The sequence below is a fragment of the Lactobacillus sp. X-49 genome (assembly GCF_057063645.1).
The window spans coordinates 20,257-38,744 of the sequence record NZ_JBXSQM010000013.1; the positions used below are offsets into that span (position 1 = coordinate 20,257).

Annotated in this window: 19 protein-coding genes, 1 pseudogene and 1 riboswitch; of the genes and pseudogenes, 6 read left to right on the plus strand and 14 right to left on the minus strand. The window is 33.8% G+C overall.

Annotation, left to right across the window (positions count from 1 at the left end; genetic code table 11):
• Positions 1-66: 66 nt before the first annotated feature.
• A complete protein-coding gene (locus ACYIAQ_RS06940) occupies positions 67-2,466 on the minus strand; it encodes a phosphoketolase family protein (protein ID WP_122022689.1) in 2,400 nt (799 codons plus the stop codon).
• A gap of 282 nt (positions 2,467-2,748) precedes the next feature.
• Between ACYIAQ_RS06940 and ACYIAQ_RS06945 the strand changes: the two are divergent.
• Together ACYIAQ_RS06945 and ACYIAQ_RS06950 are read left to right on the plus strand one after the other, a co-directional pair.
• Positions 2,749-3,512 (plus strand): annotated as a pseudogene (locus tag ACYIAQ_RS06945) (DeoR/GlpR family DNA-binding transcription regulator).
• Between the two features lie 7 nt (positions 3,513-3,519).
• The gene (locus tag ACYIAQ_RS06950) at positions 3,520-3,879 is read left to right on the plus strand and encodes a bacteriocin immunity protein (protein ID WP_483563155.1); all 360 of its coding nucleotides are present in this window, start codon (positions 3,520-3,522) and stop codon (positions 3,877-3,879) included.
• A 34-nt stretch (positions 3,880-3,913) separates the two neighbouring features.
• Here the strand turns inward: ACYIAQ_RS06950 and ACYIAQ_RS06955 are convergent, their stop codons facing one another.
• The 7 genes from ACYIAQ_RS06955 to ACYIAQ_RS06985 form a co-directional block, all read right to left on the minus strand.
• Positions 3,914-4,639 (minus strand): GntR family transcriptional regulator, encoded by a 726-nt coding sequence (locus ACYIAQ_RS06955; protein ID WP_122017857.1) that lies wholly within the window; start codon positions 4,637-4,639, stop codon positions 3,914-3,916.
• Between the two features lie 12 nt (positions 4,640-4,651).
• Positions 4,652-5,572 (minus strand): nucleoside hydrolase, encoded by a 921-nt coding sequence (locus tag ACYIAQ_RS06960; protein WP_483563154.1) that lies wholly within the window; start codon positions 5,570-5,572, stop codon positions 4,652-4,654.
• A gap of 119 nt (positions 5,573-5,691) precedes the next feature.
• A complete protein-coding gene (rpiA, locus tag ACYIAQ_RS06965) occupies positions 5,692-6,384 on the minus strand; it encodes a ribose-5-phosphate isomerase RpiA (RefSeq protein WP_483563153.1) in 693 nt (230 codons plus the stop codon).
• A 118-nt stretch (positions 6,385-6,502) separates the two neighbouring features.
• Positions 6,503-6,973 (minus strand): Dps family protein, encoded by a 471-nt coding sequence (locus tag ACYIAQ_RS06970; RefSeq protein ID WP_122017854.1) that lies wholly within the window; start codon positions 6,971-6,973, stop codon positions 6,503-6,505.
• 84 nt (positions 6,974-7,057) lie between these two features.
• The gene (locus tag ACYIAQ_RS06975) at positions 7,058-7,642 is read right to left on the minus strand and encodes a hypothetical protein (RefSeq protein WP_483563152.1); all 585 of its coding nucleotides are present in this window, start codon (positions 7,640-7,642) and stop codon (positions 7,058-7,060) included.
• A 100-nt stretch (positions 7,643-7,742) separates the two neighbouring features.
• Positions 7,743-9,092 (minus strand): PTS cellobiose transporter subunit IIC, encoded by a 1,350-nt coding sequence (gene celB, locus ACYIAQ_RS06980; protein WP_483563151.1) that lies wholly within the window; start codon positions 9,090-9,092, stop codon positions 7,743-7,745.
• 82 nt (positions 9,093-9,174) lie between these two features.
• Positions 9,175-9,666: a PTS cellobiose transporter subunit IIA gene (locus ACYIAQ_RS06985; RefSeq protein ID WP_483563150.1), complete on the minus strand. Its 492-nt coding sequence runs from the start codon at positions 9,664-9,666 to the stop codon at positions 9,175-9,177.
• Between the two features lie 147 nt (positions 9,667-9,813).
• On the opposite strand from ACYIAQ_RS06985, the gene ACYIAQ_RS06990 reads away from it, so the two are divergent.
• Positions 9,814-11,259 carry a 6-phospho-beta-glucosidase gene (locus ACYIAQ_RS06990; RefSeq protein ID WP_483563149.1) on the plus strand — a complete coding sequence of 482 codons (1,446 nt, stop codon included), beginning with the start codon at positions 9,814-9,816 and terminating at the stop codon, positions 11,257-11,259.
• Positions 11,260-11,792: 533 nt separating this feature from the next.
• On the opposite strand, the gene ACYIAQ_RS06995 is transcribed toward ACYIAQ_RS06990, so the two are convergent.
• From ACYIAQ_RS06995 to ACYIAQ_RS07010, 4 genes are all read right to left on the minus strand, one after another.
• On the minus strand, positions 11,793-12,104 hold the full coding sequence (locus tag ACYIAQ_RS06995; protein WP_483563148.1) for a hypothetical protein: 312 nt from the start codon (positions 12,102-12,104) through the stop codon (positions 11,793-11,795).
• A 104-nt stretch (positions 12,105-12,208) separates the two neighbouring features.
• Entirely contained in the window at positions 12,209-12,577 is a 369-nt protein-coding gene (locus tag ACYIAQ_RS07000; protein ID WP_483563147.1) for a hypothetical protein, read from the minus strand.
• Positions 12,578-12,888: 311 nt separating this feature from the next.
• Entirely contained in the window at positions 12,889-13,248 is a 360-nt protein-coding gene (locus ACYIAQ_RS07005) for a PTS sugar transporter subunit IIA (RefSeq protein ID WP_483563146.1), read from the minus strand.
• Positions 13,249-13,258: 10 nt separating this feature from the next.
• On the minus strand, positions 13,259-13,594 hold the full coding sequence (locus ACYIAQ_RS07010) for a PTS sugar transporter subunit IIB (protein WP_122017846.1): 336 nt from the start codon (positions 13,592-13,594) through the stop codon (positions 13,259-13,261).
• Positions 13,595-14,303: 709 nt separating this feature from the next.
• On the opposite strand from ACYIAQ_RS07010, the gene udk reads away from it, so the two are divergent.
• A complete protein-coding gene (gene udk, locus ACYIAQ_RS07015; RefSeq protein ID WP_122017844.1) occupies positions 14,304-14,945 on the plus strand; it encodes a uridine kinase in 642 nt (213 codons plus the stop codon).
• 45 nt (positions 14,946-14,990) lie between these two features.
• Here udk and ACYIAQ_RS07020 read toward each other — a convergent pair whose 3' ends face one another.
• Entirely contained in the window at positions 14,991-15,569 is a 579-nt protein-coding gene (locus ACYIAQ_RS07020; protein WP_483563145.1) for an ECF transporter S component, read from the minus strand.
• 43 nt (positions 15,570-15,612) lie between these two features.
• Positions 15,613-15,702, minus strand: a riboswitch (TPP riboswitch).
• Between the two features lie 50 nt (positions 15,703-15,752).
• Positions 15,753-16,835, minus strand: coding sequence for a M42 family metallopeptidase (locus ACYIAQ_RS07025; protein WP_483563144.1), 1,083 nt, complete (start codon positions 16,833-16,835; stop codon positions 15,753-15,755).
• Between the two features lie 239 nt (positions 16,836-17,074).
• Between ACYIAQ_RS07025 and hpt the strand changes: the two genes are divergently transcribed.
• Positions 17,075-17,644, plus strand: coding sequence for a hypoxanthine phosphoribosyltransferase (hpt, locus tag ACYIAQ_RS07030; protein ID WP_122017841.1), 570 nt, complete (start codon positions 17,075-17,077; stop codon positions 17,642-17,644).
• Between the two features lie 607 nt (positions 17,645-18,251).
• Positions 18,252-18,464 carry a DUF2087 domain-containing protein gene (locus ACYIAQ_RS07035; protein ID WP_158592467.1) on the plus strand — a complete coding sequence of 71 codons (213 nt, stop codon included), beginning with the start codon at positions 18,252-18,254 and terminating at the stop codon, positions 18,462-18,464.
• Positions 18,465-18,488: the final 24 nt, after the last annotated feature.

Sequence of the window (18,488 nt, forward strand, 5' to 3'; positions counted from 1 at the left end):
AGATAATAGGAGTTAGCCTCAATCAAAAATAATTAACCGATTTATTTTAATTAAACAAAATTTACTTTATTCTAAGCCAGTCCATTTCCACTCTGTCACTTCAGGAATATCCTTACCATTATCACGAATATAATCATGGTGTTTAGCTAAAAGCGTATCCATTTGATTTACAAAACCTGTACTCTTAGAAGCATATCGTGGGACACTTAAAATAGCATCTTTCGCTAAATGGAACCGATCAAGTTCATTGACAACACGCATATCAAATGGAGTAGTAATGTCGCCTTCTTCTTCATAGCAATGAATATGAACGTTGCTACGACCGCGACCAAACCAAATTGATTCCATCATTGCCTTATAACCATGCCATGCAAAGATAACGGGAACATCACTTGGGAATAGTTGCTCAAATTCTTCATCAGAAATAGCTTCTGGATTGTCCTTAGTATTCATCAATTTCATAACATCAATCACATTAATGTACCGAATCTTTAAGTCAGAGAAATTCTTATGTAAAATGTCAATTGCTGCTAATGATTCCATAGTTGGTTCTGTTTCTGTTGAAGCGAAAATCACATCTGGCTTAGAATTTTGATCGGTTGAAGCCCAATCAATATATGATAAGCCATGTTCAGCAATCCTAGTTGCTTCATCAATCGAGAACCACTGTGGGCGTTCCTGCTTAGATGTTACCAAAATATTGATGCATTCACGGTCTGTAAAGGCCTTTTTAGAAACAGCCAAAAGTGAATTAGTATCAGCTGGTAAGTATTCATGAACAAGATCTGGCCGATTCTTTTCATACATATGGGTCAATATGCCTGGATCTTGGTGAGTATACCCATTATGATCTTGTTGAAAAACGGTAGAAGTTGCAACAAAATTAAGTGATGGATAATCCTTACGCCAATACTGTTCTTTGGCTTTTCTTAACCATTTCATATGTTGAGTCAACATTGAATCAACAACCCTGCCAAACGCTTCATAAGTGGCAAAGAACCCATGGCGACCAGAAAGAACGTATCCTTCAAGCCAACCTTCATCTTGATGTTCAGATAATTGTGAATCAATTAAACGTCCACTCGTTGCCAAATTTTCATCATTTGGTGTATGAATTGAACTTTCCCATTGACGTTTTTGCTCATCAATAAATTTGAACAGCCGATTTGACTTTGTTTCGTCAGGACCAAAGCCGCGGAAATTATCTGGATTGAGTTCTGCAATTTCGCTTAAATACTTCGCCCATTCCGTCATGTCTTCTGCTTCAATTGAACCAGGTTGATCAAATTTTAAAGCGTATTTTCGATAATCAGGTAAACTTAGTCGCCTGGAATTTTTACCGCCATTAGTAATTGGATTCATAGCCATGCGACTTTCACCAGTGACATTATCAGCAGTAACCAATTCGGTTGGTACACCGTTTGAATCAAATAGTTCTTCTGGTTTATAGCTCTTTAGCCAATCAATCAACATATCTTTATGCGTCATATCATCTTGAGCTACAGGGATTGGAATTTGGTGGGCTCTAAATGAATTTTCGATTGGATTACCGTCAAGATCAAATTTAGGACCAGTCCATCCTTTAGGTACACGGAAAATAATCATTGGCCAATTAACAATCGAAGCATCATTATTTTCACGAGCATGTCTTTGAATGGCCTTAATTTCTTCAATCACGGTATCCATCAGCTTAGCCATTTCTTCATGAATTTCCATATGATCCTTATAGCCATCAAATTCACCGCCTTGATAGGCTGAAATGATATACGGATGCCAACCCATACCTTCAAAATATTTAGTCAGCTCTTCATCGGTCATCCTAGAAACGATAGTTGGATTCGAAATTTTAAACCCATTAATCTGCAAAATCGGTAAAATCGCACCATCTTTAATTGGATTGATAAATTTATCACTAAACCAACTAGCTGCTAATGGTCCCGTTTCTGCTTCGCCATCGCCTACTTCAACGGCGGCAATAACATCAGGATTATCCAAAATTGCACCGGTACCATGAGAAATTGAATAGCCTAATTCCCCACCTTCATGCATTGAACCTGGAGTTTCAGGAGCAGCATGAGACGCAGAACCGCCTGGAAAACTAAAGCGCTTAAATAGTTTAGTCATTCCAGCTTCATTTTGCTGAATTTCAGGATAAAGTTCACTATATGAGCCATCGAGGTATGAATTAGATACCATCACTTGACCGCCATGTCCTGAGCCTTCAATATAAAACATGTCCAACCCATACTTCTTAATAACCCGATTTAAATGGGCATAGATAAAGTTTTGTGGTGAAATTGTTCCCCAATGGCCAATTGGCTTAGGTTTAACATCGCTTGCTTTAAGATCATCTTTTAACAATGGATTGCTCATTAAAAAGAGCTGTCCGACTGATAAATAATTGGCTGCCCGCCAGTGAGCATCAACGCTTTTAAGAAAATCTTTTGAATCGTAATCAACTGCCATACTAATTCTCCCTTGTCTTGAAAATTATTTCTTTGTTTATACACAGTATTATAACAGCTTTTGATTAAAGTTCAACCATTTTATAAATTGGAACGAACCAATTTCTGGGATAGTGTTTATACTAATTGACTTCTAATAAGAGTTGAATTCATAATAAATAGTTTTTACACTTAAGCATTAATATGGCGAAATACTGAAAAATACTTAATTTAAACACTCGGTAGCTTTAAATCCATTAATCTTATCAAATTAAAATGTTAAATTAATTGTAGGAGAAGAAATATGACGCAAGAAGAACGACTTTATGAAGTCAAACAGCTTTTGAATCAAAAACATCATCTAGTTACCAAAGACTTGGCTGCTTATTTTAATGTTTCCTTCGATACAGCACGGCGTGATATTATACGTTTAACAACAACCGGTCAAGCCATTCGCGTTCATGGGGGTTAATTTCTGTTAATCGTGATGATGTCCCTAACTTTTTGACTAGAAATAAAATTGATTCACCACTTAAGATAAAAATGGACGAAAAGGCAAAAAAATTTGTTCATCCCAACCAGTGTGATTTTATCGGTCCATCAACAACGTTAAAAAAATTATGTGAACTCATTAACGGAATTGATGTGCAAATAGTTACTAATTTAATTGATAACACTCTTGAGTTAATGCGTTCAAATCTTCCTCAAGTTCGCTTACTAGGTGGCAAAGTTGATAAAGAACACCGCTTTAATTATTCAGTTACATCGTTATAATTATTAAAACGAATGAGTTTCAATACAGCCTTTATCGGAACTTCAAATGTTAAAAGTGATGGAATATATCTTACTAAAATGAGTGATGCAGAACTTATTCGGGTTGCTGCATCTAGGGCTAAACAAATAATTGTAGTAGCCGAAAAACATAAATTCGATAATCAAAATACTTCTCCTTATATGACTATTTCTCTTGATCAAATTGATGTCCTAATTACAGATGTTTCTTTACCACCAGAAATCAAAAATCAATTTTCACCAAAAACCCAAATTATTTCCATTTTGAAGAAGTGATTCTAAGATGTATCTACGCAATAACAAAAATGATGAACAAGCACTAAACGAGGTTTATCAAATATTAAAACAATTTTACCAAAGCTTTTTTAGCAATATTTATAATGAATTAAATATTTTGAAGTACAAGAAATTACGCGATTCAATCGGATTAGTAATTTATAAATTCGATACTCACGACCATCCTCAAGCATATTGTACAAAATTAGTAATGTTTATTCAGGCATATGTTACTATTCACCATCTTCATTTATCTTCAAAACAACAACATCTGCTAAGGTGCCTAAGTACCAAATCTAAGGGTGTCAGCCTTAGATTTCTTTATACTGGACCTATTATGGATGATCAACAATTTCTTGATAAATAGTTAACTATAACAAAAAAACAGGCAATTGCCTGTTTTATTTGTCTAAATTAACAAAGGTGTTAAATCGCATATATTGATAATGTATTCGCATACTTGAAAACTCAAAAGGAGTTCCATCATCAAGGAAAAAGATTCCTTCCATTACTCCAACAGGTTCAGTTGGCTTAAGTCTTAAACATTTCTGATCCTCAGAACTTGAAGGTTCAACCGTAATATTTAAAAAAGCTTTAGTAACAACCTTATTTTGAGTATCTTCTAAGTAATTAAATAACGAATTTTTTAAATGTTCTGGTTTCAATTCAGGCACCACTTTAATTGGCAAATATCCTGTTTCAATCAAAAAAGGTTGTTTGTTTAACAACCGTAAGCGGCGAAACTCATACACAAAATCATTTGGATTTAAAAACAAATCCTGAACTATAGCATCTGATGCCTTAATAACTTTAAAATTAAGCAACTTAATTCCTTGAGTTTTTCCTGGTACCTTCAAACTATCTGTTAAACCCAGATTTGATCCCTCATACCGAAAAAGCGACTGATTTTTCAAATATAAAGGGTTAATAAATGTGCCACTGCCTCTTTTTTTAAAAACAATGCCTTGCTGGGAAAGTAACTCCATTGCCCTCTTCATGGATGAACGACTGACCTGGTAATGTTCCGCAAGACTTCGCTCATCAGGTAGACGCATTCCATCGTACTTATTCTCTAATATGTTCTGCTTAATATCATGCATCACTGTTCGATAAACAAAATCTGCCATGCTTTACCTCAATTACTTCACTTTTCTGATTGCATCAATTAACCACTCTGCAAAAGCTACTTGATCTACTTGAACTCCAACCTGCACGTTAGCAGGCTTATTAAAGAAATTATCAAAGTCAATCACTGATGCACCATACGCATTGGGACTTTTTGTATCAACAATTACATATGCTGGCTTAAATTCATACATTTGTGGTTTAAGCAGCATTCCAACTGCCAGCGCGTCATAAATTTCACGTCCGTTGGTTTCAGTTTTATCATTTAACTTAGATAACAAATGATAGAGCATATCACCCGCACGACCAAGTTTTTTAACTTTTTCCATTGTAGTTTGGGTAACAAAAGCTTGGTGACCAAGTTCTAAGGGCGCCAATAAAATTTTAACATTACTTGAAAAAACAATTTGTGCTGCCTCTGGATCACCTGCAACATTATATTCACTATATGGACCCCAATTTCCTCGACCAATAGCACCACCCATAATTACTAATTGGTCAATTCTTGACAAGTCTTCCGGATATTGCCGAAAGTAAAGTGCATAATCTGTTGCCGGACCAATCTGCACAAGAGTAACTTTTTCTTGACTATTTGCTACAACTTCATGGATAGCTTCAGCTGCTAGCTTAGATTGCAACAAACTTGTATCAGGTTCAGGAAAATCATAGCCATCCATTCCACTTTTACCATGAACATCAGATGCATCAATCAAATTTCGTAGTAAGGGACGGGAAGCACCTGAAACAACGGGGACATTTGTTTTTAAAAAAGTTTCCAATTTCAAGGTATTATTCAAAGTTTTATCCAATGGAACATTACCCCAAGTTGCAGCAATCAATTTAACATCAAGTTCACCAGAAAAAAGCGCAATTGTAATTGCAACAACATCATCGATTCCGGGATCAGTACTAATAATTACAGGTTTTTTAGTCATTTGCTTCTCCTCTTTTAAAAAGTTTATAAAGTTATCATACCAAATCTATCACCTAAATGACGTGAGAATTTAAATACCATTTAATTATTAGTTCTAAATTTTATAGTTATTTAAATAAATCATTTTTTTCGATCCTCAATTTCACCATTTGCATGAGCAATAATTACTTCATCGCACATCTTTAAAAACAAACCATGTTCTACAACACCGACTGTTTGGTCCAAATAACAAGCTAGCCCCTCAGGAATTGGAATCGGATCAACATGTAAATCAATAATAAAGTTTCCATAATGGGTTACAAAACGCTTATTATTTTGCACCCGCCATTCTGGATTTAGACCCGCATTTTTAAAACGTCTAAAATTTTGTTCACATGAAATTGGTAAAACTTCAACTGGTAAAGCAAAGTCGCCTAACTGTGTACACAATTTAGATTCATCCACAATCCACATTACTTTTTGAGAATTAACAGCTACATTTTTTTCCATTGTTAAGGCGCCGCCACCGCCTTTAATGCCATCAAAATTAGCAGCAAACCGATCTGCTCCATCAATTGTCAGATCTAATTGCTCAACATCCGCTAGTTCATCAATTTTGAAGCCCCAACTTTCCATTTGCCTTTTACTTCGACTTGAAGTAGTAACAATGTTAGCTAGTTCTAGTCCCTCTTCTTTTTTACGTCTTCCCAATTCATCAATTAAAAATGCAACTGTTGATCCTGTACCGATACCCAACCGCATTCCAGGTTTAACAAAACTTGCCGCCTTGACTGCCGCTTGTTTTTTTAGATTATCTTGTTCTTGTTTATTCACTATACATACCCTCTTTTCTAACCAATTAAGTACCCGTAAATCATTCTTATTATAGCAAAGATTATGATTAATTAAGACACAAAAAAAGACAAGTAACTACTTGTCTTTGATTAAATTCCTATTCTGGATCAATTTCAGGTGCTTGATTAATTTCACCAGACATCATCCAAATCCGTTTTTCAATGTCAGTATGAAAACCTGTCAACATATCATTAGTTGAATAGTCGCCTTCATTATCACTAACTTCAATACCTTTTTCATAAAGTTTGTCAAGATATTTGTAACCGGCAATTATTTTGGCATAGCGCTGATCAATTGTCTCATTCCAGTTACCCTTTTCATCCTCAATCTTTGTCTTTTCAGCGATTTCACTTAAAGTCGAAACAGGCGAACCATCAAGTGTAATTAATCTTTCTGAAACTTGATCTAATTGATCAGCTAACTCATCCATTACCTTATCCAAGTATGGATGCAACTTTAAAAAGCGATTACCACGCATATACCAATGATGTTGATGAACAATCATATGCATCTGAGTTAAGTCAGCAACTAATTGGTTTAAAATTTCTTTAGTTTGAGTATATTTCATTTATGAGCCTCCATGTTAAGTTTATTACTGAACTAATCATAACAAGAAAGCGAACACATTACCAAAATTTGGTTTTATCAAGCCTTAACTCATTCTTTGCTTAATCATATTTAAAGCCTCTGTAGCCTTTATAGACGTATCTTCAGAATGATAAATTCGATCTCGAGCGATTGATAAATATATTTTTTGACCATTGACTAATTCCAATTCAAAACCGAATGGATTCAAGTGCATTGAAATAATTCCCATAAAATAAATATGCATCATATCAAAAGGTAATGGAAATGATATCTTCTTAATTTCATTTTTTCCAACAATTCGAACATTTTTAATATCAGCAAGTTTAATGTGCTTTTCTGGGGCATTATTACCTAAAAATAATAACTTAAACTTTTGATAGCGATTACCGTAATCATAAAATATTATTTCTTGATCAGAAATCGTGAAGTAATTGAATTCATCCTGCAAAACATTTGGGTAATAAATTAATGTAATAAATAAAAAGACCAAGATCCCCACTAATGCACTCCAAATAACTGTGCGAAAATTCCATCCTAACTCTTCCGAAGTCATTAATAGTATTAAGTTAGACAGGTATCCAAAAAACAAACAACAAAATAGAGCAATTAATAACGGACGAAAATTTAATTTTTTACCAAAGGTTAACATATATAACACACTCTCTTTTTTAATAAAGTAATATACTACATTTTGTTAAAATTAAAAAGTCACCTATAAATTATAGGCAACTCCTTAATTTTAAATAACCCTATTCAGCTGTTGCTGCCTGCTCTTTCTTTAATAACACATTATCATAGTGCTTAATGAATGGATACCAAACAAGGAAAGCAACAATTGCACACACAATCGCCAAAACCCCTCCTTGCCAACTAGCAGTGGCAATAAAACCACCTAAGCCAACAGGTGTAGGCCATGGCTGTTGCACAATAATTTTTGGCACCAAATGCGAGCTAATTCCCAAATATGCCACAATACCTGAAGCAAGCGGTGCACAAACAAATGGAATCATTAAATCGATATTATATACAATCGGTAATCCGAAAATTAATGGTTCGTTAATATTAAAAATTGCCGGAACAATTTCAACCTTTCCCAATTCCTTTAATTGAGCTGAACGTGCTCCTATTACTAACCAAATAGCAACACCTAACATCGCTCCAGAACCACCGATGGTAATAAATGAGTTGGTGGGATCACCCGCAAAAAAGTGATATGCTCCCTTATCGTTGGCAGCCAAGTTTGCTAAAACGATTGGCGTATAAAACGAACTGATAATTGTCGCCCCATGGATCCCAAACCACCATAAGAAATGAATTAAGAAGATGATAATCAAAAAGCCCCACCAAGTATCAGCAATATCACTGATAAAGGAAAATGGAATAAATAATAGTTTAAAGAGATCAGTCCCTGCCATAACGAGTGCAGCGTTAATTGCTGCAATAACTACAGAAATACAAAAAGCTGGGATTAAAGCACTAAAGGAGTTAGCAACGCCAGATGGAACTGATGCTGGCATCTTAATTTGCCAGTTATGCTTAATAGTATAGCGATAAATTTGGACAGTCAACCAAGCTACGACTAACCCAATAAAGATCCCAACTGCACCAATCCGATATATACCCGAGTTATTGGCCTCATAACCGCCAGCAACCATCTGAGTTTTACTGAAAACTTGCACGAATTCCATTCGACCGTTTTTCCAGACCAACTCGGCTACCGTGATAAAGAAGCCCATCAAAAACATCATTAAACCATTCATCGGGACTAAGTTAATTTTTTCCTCATCATGATAAATTTTAGTATACGAATAAGCAAAGGTGCCTGAGAAGACTAAGGCAATAATTCCCATTGTCGCGTTATACACAGATTGGAATAAATTTGAAAACCGGCCAATTGTATTCGCATAAAAGCTGACAAACCCCGGTGTTTTAATAATCTGTGGCAACACCGTTAAAATTAAGAAAAATGCTCCAACAATTGAAAACGAGATCACACTGTAACCAGCATCCATAATTGCCCGCACAAATCTTGTTGCCGCAAATTTTCCAGCTGCGGCGGCAATTCGCTCCTTAAGCGGTTTCTTATTTGCTTCTGTCATTTTTAAAACTCCCTTCAATATAGCATATCCTTAATATACTACATATAACTATTGTAATCGTTTTCTTGAAAAACACAAACAATTATTTAACTTTTTTAAATGTATCAATTGTTTTGATATATCTATCTTTTCCGATTCGAATGTTATGAATTCGCCTCTCACAAGCATAAGCCAAAAGTATTCCACCAAAAAGCAATCCTAAAACCAAATAGCGGGTATCACTTGTAGTAATAAATGGAAAAAAATTATCATTTATTGGCAAAAAGATAATAATTGCCAGTAAGCAGTTGAAAATAATTTGAATCATTAAATAATGCCGAGTCAGTGGCACATCTGCTTTACGATTGTGCATTTTAGTCAACTGCTCAAATGCAGCCATACCCGATAAAATAGTGTCTATGCCTGCGAAAACAATACCCAACCATTTTTGATATTGTATTAAAATCAAGAGCCAGATTAAATTAGTGAATAGAAAAATAACAACACTATACCGAATCATCAAATAACGGCTAAAGTACAAATACTTAATATTATCTTCTTGTTTTTTGCGTTCGTAATCTTTTTGTTTTGCCATAGAATATACCTCGCTTTGTCACTAATAACATTATAGCGCTATTTCTAATCTTTTAATCATTTTCATTTTAACTTGATGGATATATCATAATTGGTATAAAATATATTTGTTAGCGCTATCTATAATAGTTATAAAAAGGAGATACTTATGTATTCAGCAAAAATGCCAGAGGGATTTTTATGGGGCGGTGCCGTTGCTGCTCATCAATTAGAAGGTGCTTGGAATGTTGACGGCAAAGGAATGTCAATTGCCGATGTAATGACTGTGGGGTCAGCAACTAAGCCACGTGAAATTACCGATGGCGTCATTGAAGGAAAGAATTACCCAAATCATAGTGCCATAGACTTCTATCATCACTATAAAGAAGATATCAAATTAATGGCAGAGATGGGTTTTAAGGCTTTTAGAACTTCAATCGCTTGGACCAGAATTTTTCCTAATGGTGATGACGAAGAGCCTAATGAAGCTGGTCTGAAATTTTATGACGATTTGTTCGCAACTTGCCATCATTATGGAATTGAACCTGTAGTGACTCTTTCACACTTTGAAATTCCGTTCAATTTAGTCAAAAAGTATAATGGTTTTACCAATCGAAAGTTGATTGACTTCTTCATTCGTTTTGCCACCGTTTGTTTCAATCGATACAAAGATAGTGTCAAATACTGGATGACATTTAATGAGATTGATAATCAATCTGCATATAATGAAGACTTTTTAATGGCTACAAATTCAGGAATTATTCTTAATAATCTCAGTGAGAAAGAAAAAGAAGCAGCCATGTACCAAGCTGCTCACTATGAATTAGTAGCTTCTGCGTTAGCAGTTAAGGTTGGTCACAAGATCAATCCTAAGTTCGAAATTGGCTGTATGATTAATTATTCACCTGTTCGGCCATTAACGCCATCTTCAGATGATGTTCTCTTGGCAGATAAATTTGAACAACGCCGCGATTGGTTCTCAGATGTCCACGTTTTTGGTGAATATCCTAAAGAAGTTGAAGCTTATATTAACAGAAATGGTTATCGGACAGACATTACCGATGAAGATCGAATTGTCTTAAAAGAAGGAACTGTTGACTACGTTGGTTTTAGCTACTACCAAACAACTACTGTTTCCGCAAAAAACGTTGAACCAGATAAATTAAACGATTTATCTAAAGCCATTGCTAAAAATCCAACCTTAGAACGTAGCGATTGGGGTTGGGAAATTGATCCAGAAGGTTTAAGAATCGCCTTAAATCATTTAACAGATCGTTATCATAAGCCATTATTCATCGTTGAAAATGGTCTTGGTGCATACGATAAAGTTGAAGCAGATGGCTCTATTCATGATAATTACCGCGTTGATTATTTGAGAAAACATATTTCTGAAATGGAAAAAGCCGTAGAAATTGATGGTGTTGACTTAATGGGTTATCTTCCTTGGGGACCTATTGATCTTGTTTCTGCAGGTACTGGTCAAATGGATAAACGTTATGGCTTTATCTACGTAGATAAGAATGATGCAGGTGAAGGAGACCTGAGTCGTTCACGTAAAGATTCCTTTGCTTGGTACAAAAAAGTTATTACTACTAATGGCTTAGATTTAGATTAATTACCAGCATATTCGACTGAAGAAGACTCACAATTTTTTGCGAATGCAACAGGAAATAATTTTCTTTATTTGAAAATTATCTCCTGTTTTTTATTTAATGATGAGTTATTTAAATAATACAGTTAATGGTTTAAAACTACATAAACCTATTAATTTTGGCTCATCCTATTGATAGATATCTTAATCTAGTTTCTATGATTATTCTATATAATAGGTTTCTCTAGGCAAAAAAAGAGGTCCTAAGCCCTCAGCAATAAAATTCATTGACTCTACTCTTCAAATCTATTTAGTAGTTTGCTTATATCCTCTTTTTAATTGTATTGAACTTTTGCTCAACATTAAAAACCTTAACCTCGCAGTTACTAATTAGGTTGCCAAAACTGTTAACAGCATTGCAATAAATGTGATCTAATCGCCCAAGGTCATTCGACTCACGTTTGGCACAATGACCAAGTTTTATTGTTTGTATTTAATTTATTGGTCTAATTGTGAAATTAAAAACTAAAATAGGGCGGCTTACACCTTTGTATATATTATTTGCCAAAAACCATGTTGCCTGAAGCCCAAATAATATAAAAAAATAGAATAGCACAAATTATTAGAGCTAATAACTCACCTAAAAGTATACTTATAATACAAAGAACATGTTGGCGTTGAAAAAACGTCGTAAATAAGTCCCCTAAAGTTAGCCAATGAAAGCCTAAAACATCAACGCTTAAATCCATAAGCTTGAAAAGCGGTAAGATTAAAACTAGCAAGAGTTCGCATAGTGAAATAATCCTTACAACTTTATAGGCATGATCTGTTAACAGCTGTTCTCTCATCGTAGTCTTGTTTTTGGTCATTATTATTGATGGCTCTCCAATCTTTATATGCCAAGATCTAACCTTAACTATTCCCCAAATATTGTTTTAATTAAATTTTTGGCATTTGCATATGTTTTCATGATTTACCTTTCAGTAAAATAAAGTTTATCTACTTTCCAATAGAAGTTATTTTCTTTTTTCATATCAACCCCTATTGCTTTACCTTTAATTTCTGTACCATACCAATAAATATTTTTACTTCCACCTTGGTAATCAGAAGTGTTTTTGCAAGAATCATTTTTATTAAGATGTACTAAAAATAAATATATTTTTTTATTATCTGATACTTTTTTCATTTCTTTAATATCGTGATTTTTAATCATTGCATTAATTTGATAATCTAATTCATAAGAGATATAAGTTTCAGAACAAAAAATATATATTCCCAATAATATAATTATTGTAATCACAATATAAGTTAATTTATGACTATTATTTATCAGGATCACCACCAGTTAGAGCATATCTCTTTTATTTATAATGAAAGCAAGTTTTGGAATTTATTATATAATAAAAAATAACTTTTTACAATTAGTTTAGTAGGTAGTATGTGAAGCGTTAAAGCGGAGTATAATTACATTGATTGCTAAAAAAGCAATGTGTTTTAGTAATTTATAATTCAAAAATACTGAAGCAACCAACTGCCAAGTACAGGAAAGCAAAATATTTATGAATATCTACATCATTTGACAAAGAGCTTTAATTTGACACACAAAAAAACGAAGTCGTAAAAACTTCGCTTTTTAACTTTTATTCAACGTTTTTATTTTAATGCATCCGCTTTATACAATTTTTCATATAAGTCGACCATTTCACCAGCCAAGTCTCTAAAAGTAATTGCGTTCATCAAATGATCCTGTGAATGAACAACTAACAAAGTAACTTGTGTATGATTGCCTTGCGCTTCTTGCGTTAACATCGCAGTTTGAGAATTATGAGCTTCAGTTAATGAATCATCTGCTTCCTTTAATTTAGCACGTGCGCCATCAATGTCGCCCTTTTTGGCTAATCGAATAGCTTCAAAAGCCAGACTCTTCGCATTGCCACCATTTGCAATCAACCCCATCGCTGCTTGCAAAGTTTCCTGTTCTTTTTGTTCAGCTGTCTTTTGTTCTGCCATCATAATCCCCCAATTAGCCGTTAATTAAATCTTGAGCTTGTTGCAAAACCTTCTTGCCATCCATCATGCCATAGGCTTGCATATTGATAACACCAAGAGGAATATCTTTTCCGTCCTTACCTTTGCCCTTAACTTTATTAGCAAAATCATCTTTCATATAACTGACTTGCGGTCCCAGCAAGACACAATCAATTTCTTCTTGATCAAGATGCTGTGAAGCTTCTGAAGCTGGACAAGCAAAAATTTTAACATCAAGTCCTTGCTCCTCAGCAGCTTGTTGCATCTTAGTTACCAATAAAGACGTACTCATACCAGCACTGCAATTTAGCATAATTGTTTGTTCTGCCATAATAATATTTCCTCCTAAATGTATCATAAGTTTATTCTATTATATCACTTATATCACTTTTTTGGATAGCGCTTTCCATTTTTTTGATGATTAGTGCAATTATTTCTCAGCTCCGAATTACGCCCAGCTAAATATAAAAATTTAAAATGGATGAACGAGACCTGTAATTCCTATCCCCAATAAAATAATACCGAAAAAGAAAGAATAACCTATTGCTACTAAAGAGAATCCATTGTCCGTCCCTTTGTGTAAAATACCATTCGTGTACCGTACAGCATTAATAAGCTCATATACTGATAAACAAATAAATATAATTCCTACCATTCTACTAAAAATAAGACTATTAAAAAAGTTATTCATAAATATTACCTTCTCTCAATATGAAGAATCAGGCGTAATCTTAAATGCGTCTTTTCATTTATTATTGTATATAATACCACATTTTTTTAAATTATAGAACTTACCACAGTTTCAGAAACATAATTTCTTTTAGAATCCGTAATAAAACAATGTGTTTATACCACATCAATAAAATATTTAACTGGCATTAAATTATAGTTAATAACTATTCCTCTTTGTTTTTAAAATTATCTATTTCCCATATTATGATATATAAATCGATTTCAAACAAAAAATTTGTATTAACGTACTTATTGGAAATTCTTGATAAAGTAAAGTAAAATGTTATTTGATAAAAAGGAGTGTCTCAATGTCTCAACTTAAAAAACCTGTCGTAATCGGTATTACCGGCGGTTCAGGTAGTGGAAAAACTACCATTGCTCATAAAATTGTCGAACAGATGCAAGAAAATGAACATGTTTTAATCATGACACAAGATTCATATTATAAAGATAATACAGGGATTCCAATGAGTGCTAGACTCAATATTAATTATGATCATCCTAATGCTTTTGATATCCCGCTATTATCGAAACAATTACGCAGCTTACTTAATTATGAAGCTATTGAAATGCCTGTATATGATTTTAAAGAACATACCAGAAGCAAGGAAACCATTCATACTGATCCGGTTGATATTATTATTTTGGAAGGGATTTTGGTTCTATCTAACGAAGAAATACGTAATTTAATGGATATTAAAGTTTACGTTGACACTGATGATGATATTCGTTTCATCCGCCGATTGCAACGTGATCTTCAAGAACGTGGTAGATCAATTGAATCTGTTATTGAGCAGTATTTAGGAACAGTTAAACCGATGTATCATCAGTTCATTGAGCCCACAAAACGTTATGCGGATATCATTATTCCAGAAGGCGGAGACAATGATGTAGCCATTGACATGTTAACAACTAAAGTTCATTCAATTTTAAGTAAGGATATCAAATAAAAAACGAGAGCAAATTTTCTCTCGTTTTTATTTGTAATTAAACGTTTAATCGACTTTTGGCTTTAACGCACGGTCAAACAAATTGGTAATTAGCTTAACTAAAACACCATCAAAAACAATTGATGAAATTAAATTGGTAATAAACATAACCAGTTGAAGCTGAAAACTGAACTTATTCCAGCCATATATTATATAAGAAGATATAAAGCAAGCCAAGCCCGCAAACACTGCCCCTGTCAGTACACTTGTCCATGAGAATCTTTGATAACGACTTTTTTTAGGGAAAAAGCCTATTTCATTCGTTGCACCTTGCAGTATTCCGGAAATTAGTGTCATTGCACCCCATTGTCCGCCAATAGCCATTTCTACAATTGCAGCCAATAATTCACCAATTGTTCCTGAACCAGGTGCTGGAACAAAATAAATTGCTAACGATGCAGCTATTAACCATAATCCAGTAAACACAGTATCCGTCACAGGCGCAAAGCCAGTTGGAATTAATATTAACTTAATTAAATTGTATGCCCAGTTAAAACCATAAGTATAAACCACACCCATAATTATTCCAATGAGTGCGATTAAAATGATTGACTTAACATTCCATTTCGATGATCTTGTAAACATAAAAAATACTCCTATAACTTGAGTCAATAGGAGTACACGTTAAATTTTTTCTTTAACACTTCCCTAGCGCAGGTATTATCCCGTTCAGGTTCAGAGGGTATTTCTCAGCTATGTGGCACCCCTAGTGACTAACTATAATTTATTAAAGTATAACATAAAGAATATTATTTCACCAAATTAATTCTAGAATTTAGTAAAACTATTCAGTTTTTCTTTAGTCATATCGCGAATAATTGCAACAGCTAAATCTACTGAAGCTTTAAAATCATGATATGAACTAAAACAATATGGTGAATGCTCATATCGAACTGGAATTCCAATAACAATTGTAGGCGCACCATTTTCATAGTAAATGGCTGCACCATCTTGTCCCCCACCAGTCCGAACAGAACGTGTATATGGTAAGTGATTCTTATCAGCTAAATCACAAGCATACTGTTGGAATTTAGGATTCGGTAAAAATGTAGTATCCATATCCCTTAACATCGGTCCACGATTAAGACCGGTTTGTGACAACCATTCAGGGGTAAAAGTATCATCGGCTGGGCAAGATTCAAGTACAATTGCTAAATCAGGTTTGACTGCTCGAGCAGTCACATAAGCACCACGAAGTCCAACTTCTTCTTGACTAGAAAGAGCTGCGACTACATTAAAGTCAGTTTCTTCTTCTTTTAAAATTTCAAGAACATCTGCCATTGCTGCTGCACCAAAACGATCATCAAAATCTTTACCAAAGAATAATCCCGTTTTTTCGTTATACTCACACTTTACATCAACAAAAATTGGACAACCCGTATCAATTTTAAAATCATTGATGGTCTCTTCACGTGAACATGAACCAACATCAATTGACATATCAGCAACATCTGGAACATTATTCCTTTCTGCTTCAGTCATAAAATGTGGTGGCTTTGTTGCAACAACGCCGGGAATATATTCACCATCTTTATTTCTGATTTTTACTCGCAAGGCTGGTATATTATATTTTACCCATCCACCTAAGGGAACAAATTTAATCATTCCATTTGGTCTGACTGCCTGAGTAATGAAACCAACAGCATCCGAATGAGCATCTAACTGAATTACTGGCCGTCCAGCTTGATTTTCTTTCTTAGCTGCGTATACATTAAGCATACCATCAACTTTGATATCAGCAAAATCTTTGACAGTTTGCGTGAACAATTTAACAAATTCTTCTTCAAAGCCTGACGTCGCATTTGCATCCGCAAAGGCTTTAAGCATTTTTATTTCTTTTTCTTTTTTCATTTAAATGCCTTCTCTTTAATTTAATATCTTTCTTCATTGTAACAAAAACTTTAGGAATAACTCTATAAATTTAAGTTAATATCCAGTTAATCCTACTATTTTTATTTAATATAATAATTTTGTCCGTAATTTAGACAACTATTGGCAAAAAAAGTTTAAAACAGTCTGCTTTTTTAACCATAAAATGATATAATCGATACTATTAGTAATTCAAAAATTTTAAGGTAAAGGGTAAATCAATGCCGAAAAACGACAATATTAACAGTATTATTGACCATCAGTTGTTTACCGAAAACGACATTCATAAAATGTGCGTTAAACTAGGCAAACAGCTAACTGAAGATTATGCGGGAAAAAATCCTCTTATTGTAGGTGCACTTAAAGGCGCAATATTCTTTTTAACCGACCTGGTACGAGAAATGGATGTTAAAGAAGAAATTGACTTTCTTGATGTTTCCAGTTATGGCAATGGGTTTGAATCTTCTGGAAAAGTTAAGTTGATTTCAGATCTTACGACTGATGTCAATGGTCGCGATGTACTTATCGTCGAAGATATTGTTGATACTGGTCTTACTTTAAAGTATATGAAGAATCTGCTCAAAGAACGAGGCGCCAAAAGTGTCAAATGCTGCGTACTACTTAATAAAGAAACTAACAGACGAACCGATGTTGATATTGAATATTATGGTTCAAAAGTAGGCAATGAATTTGTTGTTGGTTATGGACTAGATTTTATGAATGCCTACCGCAATCTTCGCTACATTGGTGTACTTAAGCCTGAAATCATTGGACGCGTTACCAATAAATAAAATAATCAAATAAAAAGAAGACTGTTAAGTTAACCCTCTAGATGGATTTTGGTCCAATCTAGAGGGTTAATTTTATTTTGGCTAGTTATTGGTAGATACTTTCGTAAAACTATAATTGTCAGCCGCATTTAAAGCGGAGGCTTGATATTTAGAAGGGAAGTCTTGTTTTGCAAGATTTCTTTTTCTTTACAGCTATATTGTGTCATGAATAGCATATTAGTTTAAGGTCCAAGTCCTTGATTTCTAAGTTGTTTTTATTGTTTAATTAAAGATTTAAACTTATCAAAATTTTTCTTTTTGCTCAATACTATATTCGGTAGTATTGAACAAATTCTTCAAGAGACAATACTACAACAAAGTATTACAATGGAATCTAATAGGGCAACAATAATTTCAGTCAGTAATACACTTGATGCGGGTGTTTCTGTAATTGTTTTGTCAATTAATGGTTATATATCAGATAATTTTGGAATTGGTAGTGCTTAAATTTTTTTAGCAACTTTAGGGATAGTTTTATTTGGAATAAGCTATTTGTTAAATAGAAAGGCAGTAAGAGTTAATGGAGCATAACATTACATTAGATAAGTACGTCGATTCTAGAGGTAGAGTGAAAATTTGGCCGGGAAAAGAAAAAAATCGATTACTTGTCTTATCTTATTTAGCGACTAAATTTGAGCCTGAAAAGAAATACTCTGAACAGGATGTAAATCTCATTTTAATGGGACTTATAGATAATTATGTTACAAGAAGACGTGATTTAATAGAATATAACTTTTTGAATAGAACGGATGACGGTAGATTATATTGGAGAAGTAAATAAATTATTTGAAAGTAGTACTTTTGA